Raw genomic sequence first — 20,316 nt, 5'->3', positions numbered from 1 at the left:
GTCAGCTCACGGGGTGACCGGGATGTTGGTCAGGCCCGCTTTCGCGCCGGTGACGGTGTTGGAGGCGTAGACGACGTTCGGCCTGGCCTTGCACTTGGCCGTCGAGCTGATCTTGATCGCGTACTCGCCGACGCCGCCGAGATCGGACTTGTTGTTGCGCCAGACGTTGCCGCAGCCGTTGTCGAACGACGGGTTCGTGCTCGTGTTGTGCGTCTCGTAGCCGTTGGCGAACGTGCCCGGTTCCGAGAAGGTGCCGGTGTTGTCCTCGATGGTGTAGCCGATGCCCTTCACGTCGATCCACGAATCGGCGGAGTTCTCGCCGGAGATCCCCTTGCCGTCGAAGGTGTTGCCCTTGATGACGCCCTCGAAGGTGCCTTCCTTCACGTCGATCGGCTCGGCCGCGATGCCCGGTCCGATGTGGTTGCCCAGCACCTGGATGCGGTCACCGCGGTCCACCCCGCCGGAATTGCCGTGGCAGGCCCAGTTCGAGTTCGCCGAGCCGAGGTAGACCCCTTCGCCGTATCCTTTTTGGACCAGTCCGGTGTTGGTCACCGTGGAGTTCTTCAGCACGCTGTCGGCCGACGAGCGCCGGAAGTGGATCGCTTCCTCGTCGATGCGGTCGACCGTCACGCCGTCGATCGTGGTGTGCGGTGAGGCGTCGACCACGATCCCCTTCTTCGACTCCCGCACGGTGAACCCGGTGAGGTTCCAGTACGCGGCGCCGGAAAGCCACAGGCCGTATCCCGAGTCCCAGCCGGGGGTCGGGGCCGGGCAGTCCGGCGCCTCACCGGACGGGCCGTCGTTCACGAGCACCGCGTCGGCGGGGCCGGTCAGCGTGATGGGTTTCGCCGCCGTGCCCGGTTTGGTGGCCTGGAACGAACCGCGGTAGGTGCCCGCGGCCATCTTGATCGTCTGCCCTGGCGACGCGGCGGCCAAGGCAGCTTGGAGTTGCGCGGTCGTGCCGACCTCCACCGTGTCGGGCGGGGGCGCGGCTTCGACCGTGCCGACGGGACCGCCGACGACGAGGCAGCAGGCCGCCACGGCGAGCGCGCGAAGTGGGGATCTGGCAGGGATGCGGGACACCGAAACCTCCGGGGGCGGATGCGCGGAAAGGGGCGGCGGTAACCCGGGGGCGAGCTTCCGCCTTTGTAGTTCAGCTCGTTGCCCGCTGTCAACGGTAGTGACTCGCGTCCACGTATCTGAACGCGTGGCAGGACAAGGCCATCGCGCGATTGAGCTGTTTCGGAGCTGAATCCCAGCTCTTTCTTGTGTTGGACGCGATGATCGCGAAGACCAATACTGGGCGGAGGGAAAAGAACCGGGACGGGAGAGCCGTGGACACCGCAGAAACGCCGGACACGGCTCGCCTCATGCGCACCTTCGGCATTCGCTTCCTGGTGCTCGGCCTCGTGCTCGTCGTCGCGGGCGAGACGCTGGCGGCACTCGCCGTGCTCGGTGCGGGCACGGGCCTGCTCATCGCATCGGCACGGCCTCGGTCATGAGCTTCCGCGGGTCAGGTGCGCCAGCAGGGCGCGCGCGGCGGGGTTGACCGGCTCCTCGACCCGTCCAGCGAGGTGGATCGTCCTGGTGAACGCGGGCCGTTCGAGCGTGGCGAACGGCAGCCCGGAGCGCTCGGCGACCCGCAGCGGCACGATGGTCACCCCGAGCCCCGCCGCCACCAGCTCGACGAGCAGCGGCACGTGCGTCGCCTCGCACACCTGGTGGTAGCGGATCCCGGCGTCGGCGAACCTGCGGCCGATCATCATCTGCAGCACGCTGCCGGTGAAGCCGACGAACGGTTCGCCGTCGAGCTCCCCCAGCCGGACCCGGCGGCGATGCGCGAGCCGGTGCCCCGGGTAGCTCACCAGCACCAGGCGCTGGCTCCACTGCGCGAAACTGACGAGATCCTCCCGCAGCGGCCCGTCGGCGGCGAGGTAGGCCAGGTCCAGTTCGCCGTCGGCGACCGCGTTCGCCAGATCCGGCACCGTGCCGTCGCGGACGTGGATCCGCACACCGGGATGGCGCGTCCGGAACACGCCCAGCTCGCGCGGCAGGTCGACGACCGTCAGCGCCTGGATGGTGCCGACGGCCACCGCGCCGCGGGTCAGCCCGGCCACTGCGGACACCTCACTCCTGGCCGCGTCGACGTCGGCGACCACCCGGTTCGCCACCGGGAGCAGCGCGCGGCCCGCCTCGGTCAGCATCACCCTGCGGGTGGTCCGCTCGAACAGCGGCGCGCCCAGCTCGGATTCGAGCTTGCGAACCGAAGCGCTCAGCGCCGACTGCACGACGTGCGCCTCGCGCGCGGCCCCGGTGAAGCTGCCGGTGCGCACGACGGCGAGGAAGTGTTCGAACTGCCGCAGCTCCATTCAGCGATGCTATCGCTCAATACCGGAACACACAGCGACGTGAGGGCCGCTGCCCGTGCTGAAAGCGGCGAGCAGGTGGGCTACCGTCCTGAGTGTGACGCGTGTGGTGCTCGTTTCGGTCCTCTGCCTGCTGGCGGCCGTCGCGATGGCGGCCGTTTTCGTGGTGTCCCCGTGGTGGCTGTTCGCCGCGGTCCCCTTGCTGGCCGCCGGGGGTACCGGGTGCTTCGACCTGATCCAGCGCACCCATTCGGTGCTGCGGAACTACCCCGTTCTGGGGCATTTCCGCTATCTGCTGGAGGCAATCCGGCCCGAGCTCCAGCAGTACTTCATCGAACGCAACACCGACGGGCGGCCGTACGACCGCGACGTGCGCAGCATCGTTTACGAGCGCGCGAAGGGCACCGAGGACGAATCGCCCTTCGGCACCGAACGGGACGTCTACGAGGACGGCTACGAAACCTTCGTGCATTCGTTCGCCCCGGTTCCGGTGCCGGACGAGCCGCCAAGGGTGCGCGTGGGCGGGCCGGACTGTGCGAAACCGTACGAAATGGCCCTGCTGAACGTGTCCGCGATGAGTTTCGGGTCGCTTTCGTCGAACGCGATACTGGCGCTCAACGGCGGCGCGGCCAAAGGCGGTTTCGCGCACGACACCGGCGAGGGCGGCTTGTCGGAATATCATTTGCGCCACGGTGGCGATCTGGTGTGGGAGCTCGGCACCGGCTACTTCGGGTGCCGCACCCCCGACGGCGGTTTCGACGGGGGCGAATTCGCCGAGAAGTCCGCGCACGAGGCCGTGAAATGCTTGTCGCTCAAGCTTTCCCAGGGCGCGAAGCCGGGTATCGGCGGCGTACTTCCCGGCGGCAAGGTCAATGCCGAGATCGCGAAGGTCCGCGAAGTCCCGCAAGGGAAAACGGTGATTTCGCCGCCGTACCACCGGGTCTTCTCCACGCCGAGGGAGCTCGTGCTGTTCGTGGCACGGATGCGCGAGCTGGCCGACGGCAAGCCCGCCGGTTTCAAGCTGTGCCTCGGCTCGCGGCGGCAGTTCCTCGCGGTGTGCAAGGCGATGGTGGCCGAGGACGTGACCCCGGACTTCATCCTGGTGGACGGCGCCGAGGGCGGTACCGGTGCCGCGCCGCTCGAATTCTCCGACCACATCGGCGTTCCGCTGACGGACGGGCTGATGACCGTCCACAACGCACTGGTCGGGGCGGGGTTGCGGGACCGGATCAGGATCGGCGCGGCGGGGAAGGTGGCCACCGGCGCCGATATCGTGAAACGGCTCATCCAGGGCGCGGACTACACGAACGCGGCGAGGGCGATGATGTTCGCGGTCGGCTGCATCCAGTCGCAGCGCTGCCACACCAACCACTGCCCGGTCGGTGTCGCCACGCAGGACGCCCGGCGCGCGCGGGCGCTCGACGTCGAGGACAAGACCGAACGCGTGTACCGGTTCCAGCGCGCGACGGTCCGCTCGGCACAGCAGATCATGGCCTCGATGGGCGTGCACCGCCCCGAAGACCTGCGCCCGCACCAGCTCCGGCGACGGCTCGACCCGATCACCGTGCGCTCCTACGACGAGCTGTACGAGTGGCTCGAACCTGGACAGCTCATCGCGGAGGCACCGGAAACCTGGGCACGGGACTGGGCGGCAGCCGATCCCGACCGCTTCACCGTCTGATCGCGTACTCCGGCCACGAAACCGGATCCTCGGGCCCGCCGCGCGCCGAGACGTAGCCGTCCGGCCGGATGAGCAGCCAGCCGCCGCCCTCGGCACCGAGGTCCTCGGACAGCTCCGCGTCGTCGAGCGCCAGAACCGCCACTCCCTCCGGCGCGGCGTCGGATCCTCCGTGGTTGCCGAGGCGCAGCAGTGTCCACTGTGGATTCCGGAGCTGGCCGAGGAGTGCCAGCCAGCCGTCACCCCCGGCGCGGTCCGCGGTGACGGCGGTGACCCGTTCCCCCGGCCGAGGTGTCGCACCGCCGTCGTCGGGCACCGTCAGCGGGCTGCGGGGATAACTGATGGACAGGGCCTGGATCGTGCCGAGGATTTCGCGCCCGTTCACCTGCCCGTAGCGCTCATCGGTGGTGCCGAGCACGTAGCTGGTGATCATCGCGGTGGACTCCAGCAGCTTCTTCCCGATCGGCACCCGCTCGGCCGCGTAGCTGTCCAGCAGTTCCTCGCCCGCCGTGCCGTCGATGACCGAGGCGAGTTTCCAGCCGAGGTTGAACGCGTCCTGCAGGCCGGTGTTCATGCCCTGGCCTCCGGCCGGGCTGTGCACGTGCGCGGCGTCGCCCGCGACGAAGCACCGGCCGCGGCGCATCTCGGGAACCGCGCGCTGCTGGATGGTGAACACGGACACCCAGTCCGGGACTCCGAACCGCGCCGGAAGACCGGTGGCCGCGGTGACGCGGCGCTGGAACCGCTCCGCCACCTTCGACGGCTCGTTGTCCAGCAGCGCGTCCGCGGTGTCGAGGAGCCGCCACCTTCCCTTGTCCCGCATCGGGAACAGCATCACCGCGCCGCCGTCGGCGAAGAACCAGTGCACCGCGTGCGGGTCGAGGCCGATCTCCACTTCGGCGTCGGCGACGAGCCAGGTGTAGGTGGACTCGCCTTCGAGCGGGATGCCAAGCTGCTTGCGGACCACGCTGTGCGCTCCGTCGCAGCCGACCAGCCACGGCACCTCCACCGCGGCCGCGGCCCCGTCCTGCCCGACGAGCACCGCCCGCACACCGTTCTCGTCCTGGGACAGCGAATCGAGCCGGGTGCCCCATTCGACCGTGCCGCCGAGCCGTTCGACGCGCCGCCTGAGCACCTCTTCGGTCCGCGTCTGGTCGACCAGCAGCCCGTACTCGTACCGGGTCGGCACGTCGCTGTACCCGAAGTCGAACCGCTGGACGTCGGCCCCTTCGACGTGCCGGACGAACCCGGTGACGCGCTGCCCCAGTGCGAGTATCTCGTCCACGATCCCCAGCTGCTCGTAGATCTCCAGCGTGCGGGCTTGCGTGCCGAGCGCGCGGCTGCGCCGCACGGGACCTCCGGCGGCTTCGACCACCCGGACCCGCACCCCTCTGCGCAGCAGCTCCCCCGCCGCCATCAGCCCGACCGGGCCCGCGCCCACGACCAGCACGTCCACTGGATCGGCTGCCATCTCGACCACCCCTTCCCCGATTGTCAGGTCACCTGACACTAACTTTGATGGTGGTCACCGCGTCAAGGAAGGTCCCCCGATCAGACGGCCGGGTGCGGCGGACCCCAATCGGCGTCCAGTGCCGCCCGCAGCTGGTCGACCACGTCCTCGCCGAGCCGGTCGACCAGTCGCCGCTCGGCCTCGGCCAGCGTCCGGCGCGCGATCCGCAAGCGCTCCAAACCCGCTTCCGTCGGCAGGACCAGTTTGCTGCGCGTCGAAGACGGATCCGGCTCGATGCGCAGCACGCCCGCCTTCACCAGCTCACCGACGGCCTGGTGCGCCGACTGGCGCGCGACACCGGAGCGGCGCGCCAGCTCGGAGATCGTGATCCCGCCGGGATCGAGCTTGGTGAAGATGTCCATCTGCGTGATGCTCAGCGGCGGCATCCCCTTCGCTTCGAGGTCGGCGATCGTCGCGTCGGCGAACCAGCGGAACGCCTGCCTGAGCAGCGGCCCCAGCAGGGGCTTGCCGTCGTAGGTCATCGCCGTGCCGCTCGATTCGGACATGCCGCCCATGGTAGCCGCCCGGCCTCGCGCCGCGTAACGTCCACAATGGATCAGTTCGGTGATTCGTGAGTGCGCGGTGGCTGCTGGAATAGTTTGATACCCGAAGACTCAGTGGTGGGCACGGTCATTCTGCCCTTCGCCGGGTAATGGCTGAAGGGCCAGGATTTCGGCCAGTCCACTGTGACCACAGCAGCTACCGGGCCGCCGACGGCGGCGAGATTGCCTACGCGGCGCGGGGTTGGGCGGTGTGGCGGTTCGATCGGGATCTTCGCCACGGGTCAACGAACTCGGGCGGGGTGAATTCGGGGAGTCCGTTGACCATGCGGAGTGTCCAGTCGCTACGATGCAACAGTCGATGGTGCGCGGAACATAACAGCACGAGATTATCTAAATCGGTGGTGCCGCCGTGTGCCCACGGAATGACCTGGTGCGCCTCGCAGTGACAGGGCGCGCGGGAACAGCTTGCGAACGCGCATCCCTTGTCGCGCATGGCAAGCATGTACCGGATCGCTTCGGTGACCAGACGCTTCGCCCGCCCGACTTCCAGGGGTTGGCCTTTGCCGTCAAGCCGGGCCGCCCCGGGCCGAGGGCAGTGTGCACGTCAGCATGACGGCGATGCTCTTCGAGCTGCCATGAAGGCCGTGCTGTGCGGCACCAGCGCCTGTTTCTTCTCCTTGGGCGTGCTCGTGCCGGTACTGCGGTTTGTTGCTGAACGACAACCAAGCCCTCCACGCCGCCTCGACGATGCGCCGAGGGAGAAGCAAGGCGATCGAACCTTTGTTCGATCATGACTGTGACACGACGTCGACGGAGAAGACGCGATCGCGCTTGTGACGACCGGCGATATCTGTCACTTACCAGCGACATCTGTCACCGGCTGTCGTCTGCTCAGTCGATTGTGTGGCTGTTGTCCTGCGGTTTCTTCGTCGTCAGGCGGCGCTGCGTGGTGTCCGACCGAGGTGCGGAGGTGTCTCCGGGGCCTGCGCGGGAGCGGCTAAGAATTTTCACCCCTGCGGGGGGAGGTGGTTCGGATCGTGCGACGAGTGGCTGATCGGCGCCGACTGCTGGTGCGTTGTCGATAAGGTGTTCGAGGTTGACTGGTAGGGCGCGAGGGCGTGGAGGAGGTGGGTGACGTGGCTGCCGCGTCCGTGGATGCCGGGGTTGTGGTTGACCTCCGTGCATGAGGCGGTGGGTGAGACTCATGAAGGGCCGGTCGAGTGGGTGGTGGAGCAGGCGGTGCCGGTACAGGGGAGCCAGGGTGTGATCACCGCGGGTGAGTTCGGTCCAGAGCAGCAGGATCGCGATGTGGCGCTTGCGGGGTCCCCAGTCGGTCGTGGAGCGAATTCGGGTCTGCCGGTTCGCGTCGTGGGCTTGTTTGAGCGGTTCGGCGATCGCGTCCCAGTGCGATGCGGGGAGGCCTCGACACACCCCGCCGCGCCGGCTACCCACGGTCATTGCAGCCGGGCGTCGTGGTGTTTCAAGCGGTTGCCGAGGCTCCTTTTGTGGCGTCGCCGGCAAACCCGGTGATCTGCGGTCTGCTCCAGCCCGGCGTGAGGTGAGGCGGAACGTCAGGTGAACACCGCGTCGAGCCAGTCCCGCCACAGTTCTTCCGCGGCGTTCGCGTCCGGCGCGAAGAGGTGGCGGCCGACGGCGACCGGCCACCCGAACGCGTTGCGTCCGAAGAACCGGTAGAGGGTGTCCTTGGTCCGGACGCCGAGGAAGTTCGGGGTGCGGTAGTCGATGGTGCCCGTGATGCCCAGTGCCAGTTCGACAGCGTCGCCGACCTCTACGTCCTCGGGAACGCCCAGTGCTGCCTTGACCTTCGCGAAGCCATCCGGCTCCGAGGACGCCGCGGGGGCGTCGGTGATCGCGTAAACCGCTTCGCAACCCCGGAAATGCGCCAGGTACTCACCGAGCGAATGGTAGTAGAGCGCGGTGTGCTGGCGGCAGGCGTCGTAGCTGGTGTCCCAATCCTCGAAGAAGATCCCGGTGTGGGTGAACCGGAGGAACGTGCCGCCCTCGTCTTGTTCGAGGACGTAGTCAAGGTCGTTGAACCAGCCGTCCGGCGCTTCGCACCGGGTGGCGAAATGCTTGCCCGGCTCCCACGCGGTCACCGTGCCGCCGTAGTGGGTCAAGCCTTTTTCCGCACCACCGAGCCGGGGCTCGTACACGATCGGCCACGACCACGCCGCCGTGGCGATGGTGATCGCCGCCCATGCCTGCTCGGGCGTGGCGGGCAGGACACCTTCGAACCCGACTTCGAATTCCTTGCTCATTTCGTGTTCCCATCTCGTTCGTGGACCCGGTGAGGACGAGCCTCGCGGCCGGCGGCGGAAAAGGGAAAGGCCGGCTGTGCATGATCGTGATGCGCGTCGCGCATCACGGACCGCCACGCGGTGCGCCAGACTGGCCGCATGAATGAGGACGGGACGGTGCTGCCTCTCACGTCGGCGCCGGACGCGATCGAGCTGCGGCACCTGCGCGCGTTCGTCGCGGTCGCCGGCGAGCTCAACTTCAGCCGCGCCGCGCAACGGCTGTTCCTGTCGCAACCGGCGCTGAGCCGCCAGATCCGGACCCTCGAACGGCTCATCGGATGCGATCTGTTCCGCCGCTCCACCCAACGCGTGGAACTCACCCTCGCCGGCGAAGCACTGCTCGCCCGCGCCAGGCCACTGCTCACCGAACTGGACGACGCGATCACGACCACCCGGTCGGTCGGGGGCGAGCTGGACGGCCGCATGGCGCGCCTGTGGGCACCGTGGACGGACGCCTCGGGAGAGGCCGGAAACCTCGAAACCGTGCGTGCCGCGACGGAAGAACTGCACGGCAGGTTCGCCCCACCGGACGGGATCGCGACCGCCCCGGTGCTCGCCGGTGGGACATCCGCGCTCCGCCTGACACCCGCGACGCTCCAGGACGGGCCGCCCGCCTCGATCCTGTACGTGCACGGCGGTGGCCACGTCGCCGGATCCGCCTTCGGCTACCGCCACCTCGCGGGCGCGATCGCCGCCGCCGCGCGGACGCCCGCGCTGGTCGTGGACTACCGCCTGGCACCGGAACACCCCTACCCCGCCGGCTTGCACGACCTGCTCGCCGCCTACGGCTGGCTACTCGACTCCGGTGTGGCCCCGGACCGGATCACCATCGCCGGGGACTCCTCAGGGGCCGGACTGGTGATGTCGCTGCTGCTCGCGCTGGGCGCGCACGACCTTCCGCGGCCCGCGGGCGCCGCGCTGCTGTGCCCGTGGGTCGACCTCACCGGGAAAACGCAGCGGCCACCGTCGGAATCACCAATCCTGTTCCGGCCCGAGGTCGCCCGCCGGTACGCCGAGGCCTACCTCAACGGCCACCCCGAAGATGACCCGCTCGTGGATCCCCTGCGCACCAACCTGTCCGGCCTACCCCCGCTGCTCATCCATGCCGCCTCCGGCGATTCCGTCCAGCCCGAAGCACACCTGCTCGCCGAACACGCCCGCGCCTGCGGGGTCGACGTGACCACCGCGGTCCACCCCGTCGCCACCCACACCTTCCACCTCTTCTGGTCATTCCTGCCCGAAGCGGCCTCGGCGGTCGACCAGATCGGCAAGTTCGTCCGCGACCGCACCGCGACAACGGACCGAACGGCCGAGGCCTGAACCTGACCCATCCCGTTCGCAGTGGGCTACGGCTCGACTACTCCGTGCACCACGCGTGACCTTCCTGCGACCTGGCATTCCAGCCATGTGTTAGCTAACCGCGCTTCGGCCGAAATTTCTGCGTTGGTGGCCCGGACTGGCCACGTCCGGGCCACCCTGCCTGGCACCCCTCAGGTGTCACCGGCACCGACACCGCTCCGCGATCGATCTGGAACGGCGACCGTCCACAATGCACCCACACATTCCCATTTGCGCGCAGAACGTCCACGAAACCAGCACCAGCCCCGCCCGCCATCATCCGGTCTGGCCCCACGGCCCGCTCCCGGCCGGGCCGCACTGGGCTGTGGCGGAATGCCGCTGCGGCTGGGCCGAGTGCGCCGAGTCGCCTCATGATGCCCGCGTCCTCGCCCGCCATCACCGCCAGTTCTCCGGCGCCCGCAACAGCTTCCACCCGGCACACGCGACCCGGATCGGCGGACGCCTCCACCAGGCCGACGCCATCGGCGTCCACGTGTCCATCACCGGACAGCATCAAGTCTGGGCGGTAGCCGACGGCATCGGCGACCAGCCCCAGTCCGCCCACGCCGCCGGAAGCGCCGCGACGATCGCCTCCTACGTCGCCGCCGACCGCGGCGCCGTCGCTGGGCTTCTGGCCGCCACCCACGCGCTCTCCCAGCTACCCCGAGCCGACACCGTCCTGGTCGTCGCCGCCCCGCTTCCGCCGGAGCAGGGCAGCGGCTGGGACATCGCGTGGGTGGGTGACTGCCGAGCCTACGAAGTGCGCCCCGATCTCGATGTCTGCGCACAACTCACCCTCGACCACACCCACGGACAGCAACTCCGCACCGCCCTCGCCGACCGCTACCGAGACCGCCGACACGACCTCGAAGCGCTCGCACGCGCCAGCGACCACATCGTGACCACCTCCGTCGCCTCCGCCACCCCGGAAACCGTCGGCCGCACCCGCATTCACGGGCCGCGCCGCAGACTCATCCTCACCAGCGACGGACTCCACAAACACATGCCCGCCCGCGCTCTCGCACGCGCCACCCGTGGATGACCACGTGCTGGCCGCTGGTCGGTTTCGCCGCGGACCGGACGTAGCGTTGACGGCCACCACCGGGCCCGAACCACTCCCACCACACCAGGCGCAACGTTTCGTAGCACGGGATCTCCGCCGTGGCCTCCGCGCCGTGCTGTTCGCGAATGTATTGGTGGATAAGGCGTTGTTTCGTGCGCAGGCTCATCCGGGACCGGTGCAGCGACTCGGCCTGCACCACGTGGATCGCCTCATGAACTCGGTCGGACACGCTCGGATGCCCGCCTGCGGGGCGGAGCCATCGGTCGTCTGCGCAGCCGAGCGGCCCGACCTGGCGGCGCCGGTTCTCCCACCGGATCAGGGTTCGGTAGCCGACCTTGCTCAGCCCCAGCAGGCTGGCCTGCGCCGAGTCAAGCGCAGCCAGTTCCGCGACCTTGGCGTGCCGTCGCTGCGTCACCGTCGTCCGCGCGGGGTCGTAGCCCGGTCTCGGTTCTCCTGGCACGGCCCGTGCCGGGTCTCCGCTGCGGAACCCGGTTTCGACCTCGAGCAGATGCGCCAGCCGCAACCCGATCAGGTCCCGTTGGTGCTCGGTCACGTCGTGCAGGGTCGGCTCCTGCCGTCCCCGGCCCGCGGAGGTCGACGCCCCGGTTCGGGTGGATGGCCGGCAATCGGAATGGTGCAGCAGGAAACGGGTGGTCACCGGCATCCGCCGCCCGTCCGCAGCGGTCAGCACCACCCGGCCGATCTGGGGTTCGACCCGCTCCACGATCCACTCCGCGCCGTTCAGGATCAGCGCGGACCCCGTAGTCAGGTCCAGCACCGGTCTCACCGGGCACCCCGGCCGGTGACTGCGGTTCACGCGGGTGGAACCGCGTCAGCGGGCCGGGTTGTTCGTGGAGGGGTTGCTGTCGGACCTGCCTCGCAAGAACTGCTGGACGATCGCCGAGCATGTTGGGGACGTGACACCTGACGGGATGCGGCATTTGCTGTCGCGGGCGGTGTGGAACGCCGAGGCGGTCCATGATGATGTGCGCGAGGTCGCGGTGGAGACACTCGGGGACGCCGAGGCGATGCTGGTGGTGGACGAGACCGGGGATGTGAAGAAGGGGTCGCGCACGGTCGATGTGCAACGGCAGTACACCGGAACCGCCGGTCGGATCGAGAACTCCCAGGTCGGGGTGTTCTCGACCTATACCACCAAAACCGGACACACATTGATCGATCGGGAGCTCTATCTGCCGGTCTCGTGGACTGAGAGGTTGTCAAATTTTCTGTGTAAGCAGGGTGACTTTGTGTCCTTCTTGTGACTTGAACTTACGGGTTTGACTACGTTCTGTACTTGTCGGTCAGAGTGGTAGCCGGTCGCCGAAGCGGGTTGCGAACGCGTTCAGTGCTCGTTTCCACCCGTAGGTTCCGGTTCCGCGTTTCCCGGCGAACTGTCCCTCGCCGTCGATGTGTCGTCCGGTGATGTTACGGACACCGAGGTAGAGCAGTTTGATCGCGGCGTCGACAGAGGGAAAATGACCTCGTGTCTTACTAATCTTCCGTAGTTGGTAATTGATGGACTCGATCATGTTCGTCGTGTAGATCACCTTCCGGATGGCCGGGTGGAACTCGAGGAATGGGATGAACTCCTCCCAGGCGCGTTCCCAGGTCGAGATCAGACCCGTGTATTTCTGACCCCAAGTGTGTTTCAGCTCGTTGAGAGCCTGCTGTGCGGCTGCTTCGTTAGCGGCCTCGTAGATCGGTTTGAGGGATTTCGCGACAGCCTTGCGGTCGTCGAGGGACACGAACCGCATCGAGGCGCGGATGAGGTGCACGACGCAGGTCTGCACGATCGCTTTCGGCCACACGTTGCCGATCGCATCAGGCAACCCGGTCAAGCCATCACAGCAGACGATCAGCACGTCGTTCAGGCCGCGGTTGACCAGCTCGTTGAGCACGTTCTGCCAGAACTTCGCTCCCTCGTTCTCGCCGATCCAGATGCCCAGGACGTGCTTGAACCCGTCCGTGTCGACCCCGACGACCAGGTGCGCGGACCGGTTGTCGACCGTGCCGCCCTCACGGATCTTGACGACCACCGCGTCGATGTACATAATCGGATAAACCGCATCAACCGGGCGATTCTGCCATTGGGTGATCTCCTCGGCCACCACATCTGTGACATTCGAGATCAACGCCGGGGAAACCTCGGCATCATACACCTCTGCCAAATGTTCCTTGATGTCCCGAGTCGTCATTCCCCGCGCATACAACGACAAGATCATGTCATCGATCTGACCAAGCCGACGCTTCCGCTTCGGCACGATCCGCGGCTCAAAAGTACTCGCCCGGTCCCGCGGCACATCCAACCGGACCGGACCGGAGTTGGTGACCACCGTTTTCGCGCTCTTCCCGTTACGGGAATTCCCCGAACCATAACCAGCGGGATCACCTTTATCGTAACCGAGATGGTCGGCCATCTCAGTTTCCAGCGCCCGCTCCAGCACCGCCTTCGTCAGCTGATTCAGCAAACCCTGCGCGCCATCCAGGCCCATCCCCGAAGCCTCGGCGTCTGCTACCAGCGCATCGATCGCCGCCGGCGACAACAGCTCCGCCACACGCCGCGCCGCCGCGTCATCGCCACCGACCTCCACGGCACCCTCGTCCGCGCCCGCCGACTCCACCACCACATTCTCGCTCACTCAGAGTGTCCATTCTGGCAGGTCAGACCCAGCCGCCTGCCGGTCAGGTCACCCGCTTACACAGAAGATCAAACACCCCCTGGACTTGACGATCCGGGTCGGTGCGCCACGGCCGGAGTGCCCGCAGACACCGGCTTTGCGACCAAACCCAAGCTGGCTTCCCGGATGATTCTGCGTGCCCTCGACGCGGGTGTGCCCGCGCGGTGGGGCGCCGGTGACGAGGTCTACGGCGGCAACCCAGCTCTGCGCGGTGACCTGGAAAAACGACGGGTCGGACATGTGTTGGCGGTGGCCTGCAACCACCGGGTCGCCACCGCCACCGGCACGCACGAAGCCGGTGAACTCGCCACGCGATCCCGAAACGTGCCTGGCAGCGCCTGTCCGCCGGGAAAGGCGCGAAAGGACACCGGTTCTACGACTGGGCCTGGATCGGCATCACCGGTGGCGCAGACGAGCCCACGGGCACCGGTGGCTGAGGATCCGACGCAACCACTGCCCGGCGAACTGGCTTACTACCGCTGCTACGCACCAGAACGGGTCCCGCTGACCGCGCTGGTGCGGGTCGCTGGCCGACGGTGGACAATCGAAGAATCATTTCAAACCTCCAAGGGGCAGACGGGACTGGACGAGCATCTGGCCGCACCTGGACGTCCTGGTACCGCTGGACCACCCTCGTGCTGCTCGCGCACGCCTTCCTGGCCATCGCCACCGTCGCTTCCCGAGCCAGGCCGGCCCCTGCCGGGCTGATTCCCTTCACACTCAACGAAGTCAGCCACCTCTACAACGCACTCGTCATTTGCACCGGTCGCAAACATCAGCCACGCCCTACGCTGCTCACACTGGCGCAGACGACACCAATACCGAGCTCGGCAAGCCCACTACCAGCGACAATCGGCCGAAGAACCGTGAACATCACGATCTACGGCTGGAGTACTAGACCGCAACCCGACACGGCGAACCAACCACGCCGTAGTAACGCTGAAGATTGAGACCGAAGCGACGACATGAGAGGTGAGAAAGCCAGCGCGAATCCCGCGGCACCAACAGAACCAGCCCCGCAATTTCGCGAAACCACCGATCAACGACCGACGCCATCTACACGGAGACCGACGTTTCCAGTCTCAAATGTCCGCTGTCCGTGTCGTAGTCGAACAGCTCCGCGTACCTCCCCCAATCGATCGCGGTGTCGAGCTGCTGGCGCGCGTCGTCGCGGGAGAAGCCGCGCCGCAGCAGGTCGAGGAAGAACCCGGCGCGGAGGCTGCCGCCCGCGCTGCTGCCCAGCGCGGTCGTGATCGTGCGGATCAGCGGCGCGCGGTGGCGCGCCTGCACCGCGAAGATTTCCTTGCTGCGCTGGATGTCCGCGGTGGCGAACGCCTCGCCCATCGGGGTCAGGTGCAGATCGGCGCCCGCGACGAAGAGCAGGTCCAGCAGGGAAGCGGCGTCGACGAGCGGCAGCAGGTCGTCGATCTCGAAGGTCAGTTCGGCGGCGACGGCGGGCAGCCCTGCCCGCCCGCCCTTGGCGTGCACGATCTCCACGAGCCCGGCGAGACCGTCGACCGAGGCGGCGGGCAGCGGGCGGGCCGTCGGCGTCTCGGTCTCCGGCTCGACGCGTTCCGGTTCCCGCCCGGTGAGCAGGCCGTAGAGCAGGTCGACGAGCCCGGTGAACGCGGGCGCGCGGCGATCGCGCGGGCGCGGGAGGTCGACGGCGATCTCGGCGCGGACGCGACCGGGGTTCGAGCCGAGCACGAGCACCCGGTCCGCGAGCTGCACCGCTTCCTCGATGTTGTGCGTGACCACGCAGATCGCCTTCGTCGGGAACTCCTCGCCCGCCCACAGCCGCATCAGCTCACCGCGCAGGTTCTCCGCGGTCAGCACGTCGAGCGCGGAGAACGGCTCGTCCATCAGCAGCACGTCGGGTTCGAGCACGAGTGCGCGGGCAAACCCGACGCGCTGGCGCATCCCGCCGGAAAGTTCCTTGGGGTAAGCGGATTCGAAGCCGTCGAGGCCGATCAGGTCGATGGCCGCGAGCGCCCGCTCGCGGCGTTCGGCCGGGGCGATCCCGCGCGCCGCGAGACCGAGTTCGACGTTGTCCTGCACGGTCAGCCACGGCATCAGCGCGAAGGACTGGAACACCATGGCGGCACCGGGATTGGCACCGGTCAGCTCCTGCCCGCGGTAGCGGACCGCGCCCGAGGTGGGGGCGACGAGCCCGGCGATCATGCGCAGCAGGGTCGACTTGCCCGAACCGGACCTGCCGAGCAGCGCGACGATTTCGCCCGCCTTCAGGTCGAACTCGATCCCGTCGAGTACGCGCAGTTCGCCGAAGCTCTTGGACACCGAGTCCACGCTGACGAGAACGGATGCGGACGTCATGATTCCTCCAGGTTTCACAGTGAGAAGCGGCGCTCGGCCAGTGCGTACAGGGGTCGCCAAAGCAGGCGGTTGAGCCCGACGACGAACAGGCTCATCACGACGACGCCGATGAGGATCCTGGCGTCGTCGCCGGTTTCGGTGGCGTTCTTGATGTAGGCGCCGAGGCCGGTCGCGGTGAGCGTGACACCGTGGTAGCTCACGATTTCGGCGACGATCGAGGCGTTCCACGCGCCACCGGCCGCGGTGATGCCGCCGGTGACGTAGCTCGGGAAGATCGCGGGCAGCACCAGTTTCCGCCACCACAGCGCGCGCGGCAGGCGCAGGCTCGCCGACGCCTCGCGCAGGTCGTTCGGGATGGCGCTGGCCCCGGCGATCACGTTGAACAGCACGTACCACTGCGCGCCGAGGCTCATCAGCAGGATGCCGCCCCAGTCGAGGCTGATGCCGGTGGCCACGAGCACACCGGTGACGATCGGGAACAGGAAGTTCGCCGGGAAGCTCGCGAGGACCTGCACCACCGGCTGCGCCAGCCGGGAAACCCTGGGGTTGAGCCCGATCCACACGCCGACCGGCACCCAGACCAGCGTCGCGACCGCCACCAGCACGAGCACCCTGCCGAAGGTGACGAGCCCGAGCAGCAGCGCGTGCCCGACCTCCCCGAACCCGGCGGTGCCCGCGATGTACGCCACCAGCCGCGCCACGCCGTATCCGATCAGCGCGAACACCACCACCGCGAAGACGAGGTCACCGGCGCGCCGCCGCCCTTCGGAAATCCACAGTGGACGGTCGGCGCGGCCGAACACGGCGAAGGCGCGGTCGAGCGGGTGCACCAGCGGGCCGAACACCTTGCCGAGCAACGCGGGAACGTGCGAGCGCCGGAGCACGGCGAGGGCGATGCTGCGCGGCGCTTCGGCGGCCTCGGACTCCTCGACACGGAACCGCTCCGCCCACGCGGTCAACGGCCGCCAGAACAGCACGTTCACGCCGACCACCAGCACGATCATCGCCACGACCGCGAGCAGCACCCGGTCGAGCCTGCCCTCGTCGGTGGCGGTGGCGACGTAGGCGCCGATCCCCGGCAGCGCGTAGGAACGGTTGTTCACCGTCAGCGCCTCCGAGGCGACCAGGAAGAACCAGCCGCCGCCGAAGCTCATCATCCCGTTCCAGACCAGCCCGATCATCCCGCCCGGCACGTCGACCCGCCAGAACCGCTGCCACCGCGACAGGCGCAGCAGCCGCGCCGCCTCGTCGAGTTCGCGGGGCTGGGACACCAGTGAGTGGTAGAACGCGAAGGTCATGTTCCAGGCCTGCGAGGTGAAGATCGCGAACACCGACGCGCATTCCAGGCCGAGCTGCGAGCCGGGAAAGAGCGCGAGGAACCCGGTGATGGTCACCGAAACGAAGCCGAGCACGGGCACCGACTGGAGGATGTCGAGCACCGGCAGCAGGACCTTCTCCGCTCGCCGCGACCGCGCGGCGGCGGTGGCGTAGACGAAGGTGAAGGCCACCGACAGCACCAGCGCGGCGAACATGCGCAGCACCGAACGTGCGGCGTAGTAAGGCAGTTCCGCCGGATCGGTGGACACTGTGGACGGTGCGCTCGCCTCGTCCCACGGGACGGTTGCCCCGTGCGCGAGCCGCACCAACAGCCACAGCAACGCGGCCGCGCCGAACAGCACGGCCACGTCGGCGACACCGCGCCGCGGTCGTGCGAGCGCGCCGCGACCCGGAAAAGTGCGCAGCAAGGACATGCCGGTCCCCCGTTCTCGAAACCCGAAAAGTCGTTAAAGGACTGTCTGAAAAGGAGTCACCACTCGGTGCGGCCGTAGCGTTGCCGCACCGCCCAGGTGAGCAGTCCGTACACGGCAAGCACCCCGGCCAGCCACAGCAGGTACACCGGTGGCAGCGCCTGCATCCGTAACGGCCCCGCCAGCGGGGACAGTGGCAGCAGCAGACCGGCGAGCGCCGCGCCGGCCGACGCGAGCAGCACCGGCCTTGCCGGCCGCGAACGCCCGCGCAGCAGGAGAACCACCAGCAACTGGGACAGCAGGCCCTCGACGAACCAGCCGGTCTGGAACGTCGCGGGATGTCCTGCCGCGTCGAAGACCCACCACAGCACCGCGAACGTGGTCAGGTCGAACAGCGAGCTGAGCGGGCCGAAGACGAGGATGAACCGGCTGAGCCCGCGCGCGTCCCACCTCCGCGGCCGACGGAGGTAGCCGTCGTCGACGCGGTCCCACGCGAGCGCGAGCTGCGCGAGGTCGTAGAGCAGGTTCGCCACCATCAGCTGGATCGGGAGGATCGGCACGAACGGCAGGAACGCGCTCGCGACCAGCACTGTCAACACGTTCCCGAAGTTCGACGCGGCCGTGATGTCGACGTACTTGAGCGTGTTGCCGAGTGTCTTGCGGCCCTCGACGACGCCGCGCGCGAGCACCCCGAGGTCCCGGTCGAGCAGCACCAGATCGGCCGCGTCCTTGGCGACCTCGGTCGCGGTGTCCGGGGCGACCGCGACGTCGGCGGCGCGCAGCGCGGGCACGTCGTTGACCCCGTCGCCGACGAACCCGACGGCGTGGCCGCGCTCGCGCAGCGCCGCCACGATCCGTGCCTTGTGGCCGGGGGTGAGCTTGGCGAACACGGTCGTGCGCTGGACCAGCGCGGCGAGATCGGCGTCGTCGCACTCGTCGATCCGGCTGCCGGGCACGACCTCCCCCACCGGCACGCCGACCTCGGCCGCGACCCGCGCGGCGACGTGGCGGTTGTCCCCGGTCAGGATCTTCACCGGCACGCCGTGCTCGCCGAGCGCGCGCACGGCGTCCGCGGAGCCGTCGCGGACCGGGTCGACGAAACCGAGGAACCCGACCAGCACAAGTCCCGTTTCGTCGTTTTCCCCGTAGCCGCCCGGATTCGCCGTGGTTTCCCGCGCGGCGACGGCGAGTACCCGCATCCCGTGCCCGGCATAAGTGAGCACGAGTCCTTCGGCGGATTCGCGTCCCGCCGCGGTCAGCTCGACGACCTCACCGCCGCGCCGCGCGTGCGTGCACCTCGGCAGGATCTCGTCCGGATCTCCTTTGGTGACAAGGATGTGCTCGTCCGCGCGCCGGACGACCACGGTGGCGCGCCTGCGCTCGTGGTCGAAACCGAGCTCGTCGACCTTCGTGAACAACGCGTCGGTCAACGGGTCCTCGTCACCGAAGTACGCGAGTACCGCGGCGTCGAGGCGATCGTGGTGATCGGTCTGCGAGCGCACCGCGAGGCTCGCGTACTCGGCTGCCTCGCGATCGGGCCGTCCGTCGAGATCGACGCTGTGCGCGTAGGCGACCCTGTCCTCGGTGAGCGTGCCGGTCTTGTCCACGCACAGCACGTCCATCGCGGCCAGGTCCTGGATCGCGTTGAGGCGCTTGACGATCACCTCACGCCGCGAGAGCCGGACCGCGCCGCGCGCGAGGTTCGTGGTCACGATGACCGGCAGCATTTCCGGGGTGAGCCCGACCGCGACGGCGACCGCGAACAGCCCCGCCTGCGCCCAGTCCCCGGTGACCGTGCCGTTGACCGCGAGCACGATCGGCACCATCACCAGCATGAACCGCACCAGCGTCCAGCCGACCGCGCGCACCCCGAGGTCGAAACTGGATTCCGGTTTGGGCGCGCGGGCCGCCGCGACCGACCCCGACCGGGTGCGGCTCCCGGTCGCGAGCACGACCGCGGTCGCGGTGCCGCCCACCACCGAGGTCCCGTCGAAGCACAGCGAAGGGGCGTCCACCAGTTCCGGCGCGCCGCGGCGCCGCTGGCCGCGCTTCGGCGCGCGCTTGGCCACCGGCAGTCCCTCACCCGACAGCGCGGACTGGTCCACGCGCAGCCCGGACGAGGCGAGCACGCGCACGTCGGCCGGCACCAGGTCGCCGGGACCGAGCAGCACGACGTCACCGGGCACCAGATCGGACGGCGGCACCTCGCGGTCTACAGCGGGATGGCCCTCTGCGGCTCGGCGCCGCACGGTCACGGTCGTGCTCACGCGGTCGCGAAGGGCACGCACCGCGCGGTCGGACCGGGAGTGCTGCCACAGCCGCACCGCGACGCTCGCCGCGACCATCACACCGACGGTGACCGCGCCGCGCACATCGCCGACCACCACGAACACGAGCCCGAGGCAGGCGAGCAGCGCGACGAACGGGCTGGTCGCCGCCACCGCGGCAGCCCGGACCGCGGCCAGTCCGGCGCGGTCTTCGCGGTCTTCGCGCACGCGTTCGGCGGCTTCGGCCTCGGTCAGCCCCTTCGGCGTGCTTTCGACGGCGCGGAACAGGGTCAGCGCGGGCGCTTCCGCCAGCTCGCGCAGCATCGCGTCGCTCTGCGGGCGCGTCGTGGGCGTCGGGGTACTGGTCATGGGTCGGTCCTGTCCGTGAGGCTGGTGCTCTGCTGATCGACGGCAGCGGGAGCCACGCGGACGGCCCATGGCCTACCTCGGCGGAGCCGGGTGCGGCCGGATGCCCGCGCGGACGCGGCGCCTACTACTTCCCTCGCCGGT

15 protein-coding genes and 2 pseudogenes are annotated in these 20,316 nt (G+C 68.7%); 6 read left to right on the top strand and 11 right to left on the bottom strand.

Annotation, left to right across the window (positions count from 1 at the left end; all coding sequences use genetic code 11):
• Positions 1 to 6: 6 nt before the first annotated feature.
• Entirely contained in the window at positions 7 to 1,083 is a 1,077-nt protein-coding gene (locus tag HUW46_RS36905; protein ID WP_254125264.1) for a right-handed parallel beta-helix repeat-containing protein, read from the bottom strand.
• A 251-nt stretch (positions 1,084 to 1,334) separates the two neighbouring features.
• Between HUW46_RS36905 and HUW46_RS36900 the strand changes: the two genes are divergently transcribed.
• The gene (locus HUW46_RS36900) at positions 1,335 to 1,502 is read left to right on the top strand and encodes a hypothetical protein (protein WP_215550536.1); all 168 of its coding nucleotides are present in this window, start codon (positions 1,335 to 1,337) and stop codon (positions 1,500 to 1,502) included.
• On the opposite strand, the gene HUW46_RS36895 is transcribed toward HUW46_RS36900, so the two are convergent.
• On the bottom strand, positions 1,497 to 2,369 hold the full coding sequence (locus HUW46_RS36895) for a LysR family transcriptional regulator (protein ID WP_215543338.1): 873 nt from the start codon (positions 2,367 to 2,369) through the stop codon (positions 1,497 to 1,499). The genes HUW46_RS36900 and HUW46_RS36895 overlap by 6 nt on opposite strands.
• 94 nt (positions 2,370 to 2,463) lie before the next feature.
• On the opposite strand from HUW46_RS36895, the gene HUW46_RS36890 reads away from it, so the two are divergent.
• Positions 2,464 to 4,047, top strand: a complete 1,584-nt coding sequence (locus HUW46_RS36890; RefSeq protein WP_254125262.1) for an FMN-binding glutamate synthase family protein — start codon at positions 2,464 to 2,466, stop codon at positions 4,045 to 4,047.
• Here HUW46_RS36890 and HUW46_RS36885 read toward each other — a convergent pair.
• The 4 genes from HUW46_RS36885 to HUW46_RS36870 all read right to left on the bottom strand — a co-directional run bounded on the left by HUW46_RS36885 (position 4,037) and on the right by HUW46_RS36870 (position 8,336).
• Entirely contained in the window at positions 4,037 to 5,515 is a 1,479-nt protein-coding gene (locus HUW46_RS36885; protein WP_215543337.1) for an FAD-dependent monooxygenase, read from the bottom strand. The two genes, HUW46_RS36890 and HUW46_RS36885, sit on opposite strands and share 11 nt — an antisense overlap.
• Before the next feature lie 80 nt (positions 5,516 to 5,595).
• Complete coding sequence (locus HUW46_RS36880; RefSeq protein ID WP_254125260.1) at positions 5,596 to 6,060, bottom strand: MarR family winged helix-turn-helix transcriptional regulator; 465 nt, start codon at positions 6,058 to 6,060, stop codon at positions 5,596 to 5,598.
• A gap of 223 nt (positions 6,061 to 6,283) precedes the next feature.
• Entirely contained in the window at positions 6,284 to 6,550 is a 267-nt protein-coding gene (locus HUW46_RS49135) for an HNH endonuclease signature motif containing protein (RefSeq protein ID WP_215543336.1), read from the bottom strand.
• Between the two features lie 1,078 nt (positions 6,551 to 7,628).
• The gene (locus HUW46_RS36870) at positions 7,629 to 8,336 is read right to left on the bottom strand and encodes an SRPBCC domain-containing protein (RefSeq protein WP_215543335.1); all 708 of its coding nucleotides are present in this window, start codon (positions 8,334 to 8,336) and stop codon (positions 7,629 to 7,631) included.
• Between the two features lie 138 nt (positions 8,337 to 8,474).
• On the opposite strand from HUW46_RS36870, the gene HUW46_RS36865 reads away from it, so the two are divergent.
• Together HUW46_RS36865 and HUW46_RS36860 are read left to right on the top strand one after the other, a co-directional pair.
• A complete protein-coding gene (locus tag HUW46_RS36865) occupies positions 8,475 to 9,695 on the top strand; it encodes an alpha/beta hydrolase fold domain-containing protein (protein ID WP_215543334.1) in 1,221 nt (406 codons plus the stop codon).
• 343 nt (positions 9,696 to 10,038) lie between these two features.
• On the top strand, positions 10,039 to 10,755 hold the full coding sequence (locus HUW46_RS36860; protein WP_215543333.1) for a PP2C family protein-serine/threonine phosphatase: 717 nt from the start codon (positions 10,039 to 10,041) through the stop codon (positions 10,753 to 10,755).
• On the opposite strand, the gene HUW46_RS36855 is transcribed toward HUW46_RS36860, so the two are convergent.
• A complete protein-coding gene (locus tag HUW46_RS36855) occupies positions 10,691 to 11,563 on the bottom strand; it encodes a hypothetical protein (RefSeq protein WP_215543332.1) in 873 nt (290 codons plus the stop codon). The two genes, HUW46_RS36860 and HUW46_RS36855, sit on opposite strands and share 65 nt — an antisense overlap.
• Positions 11,564 to 11,582: 19 nt before the next feature.
• On the opposite strand from HUW46_RS36855, the pseudogene HUW46_RS36850 reads away from it, so the two are divergent.
• Positions 11,583 to 11,987, top strand: a pseudogene (locus HUW46_RS36850) (IS701 family transposase); the annotation flags it as partial.
• Between the two features lie 93 nt (positions 11,988 to 12,080).
• Here HUW46_RS36850 and HUW46_RS36845 read toward each other — a convergent pair.
• A complete protein-coding gene (locus HUW46_RS36845) occupies positions 12,081 to 13,334 on the bottom strand; it encodes an IS256 family transposase (RefSeq protein ID WP_215549828.1) in 1,254 nt (417 codons plus the stop codon).
• 174 nt (positions 13,335 to 13,508) lie between these two features.
• Here HUW46_RS36845 and HUW46_RS49130 point away from each other — a divergent pair.
• Positions 13,509 to 14,327, top strand: a pseudogene (locus tag HUW46_RS49130) (IS701 family transposase); the annotation flags it as partial.
• Positions 14,328 to 14,513: 186 nt separating this feature from the next.
• Here HUW46_RS49130 and HUW46_RS36835 read toward each other — a convergent pair.
• From HUW46_RS36835 to mgtA, 3 genes are read right to left on the bottom strand one after another with little or no spacing between them, the layout of a single operon-like run.
• Positions 14,514 to 15,791, bottom strand: a complete 1,278-nt coding sequence (locus HUW46_RS36835; protein WP_215543329.1) for an ABC transporter ATP-binding protein — start codon at positions 15,789 to 15,791, stop codon at positions 14,514 to 14,516.
• A gap of 14 nt (positions 15,792 to 15,805) precedes the next feature.
• Positions 15,806 to 17,542, bottom strand: a complete 1,737-nt coding sequence (locus HUW46_RS36830; RefSeq protein WP_215543328.1) for an ABC transporter permease — start codon at positions 17,540 to 17,542, stop codon at positions 15,806 to 15,808.
• Between the two features lie 56 nt (positions 17,543 to 17,598).
• Complete coding sequence (mgtA, locus tag HUW46_RS36825; protein ID WP_254125258.1) at positions 17,599 to 20,175, bottom strand: magnesium-translocating P-type ATPase; 2,577 nt, start codon at positions 20,173 to 20,175, stop codon at positions 17,599 to 17,601.
• Positions 20,176 to 20,316 lie beyond the last annotated feature (141 nt).

Origin of the sequence: Amycolatopsis sp. CA-230715, assembly GCF_018736145.1 — a bacterium.
Classification (GTDB): Bacteria; Actinomycetota; Actinomycetes; order Mycobacteriales; family Pseudonocardiaceae; genus Amycolatopsis.
This window is presented reverse-complemented; position numbering and strand designations above follow the sequence as displayed.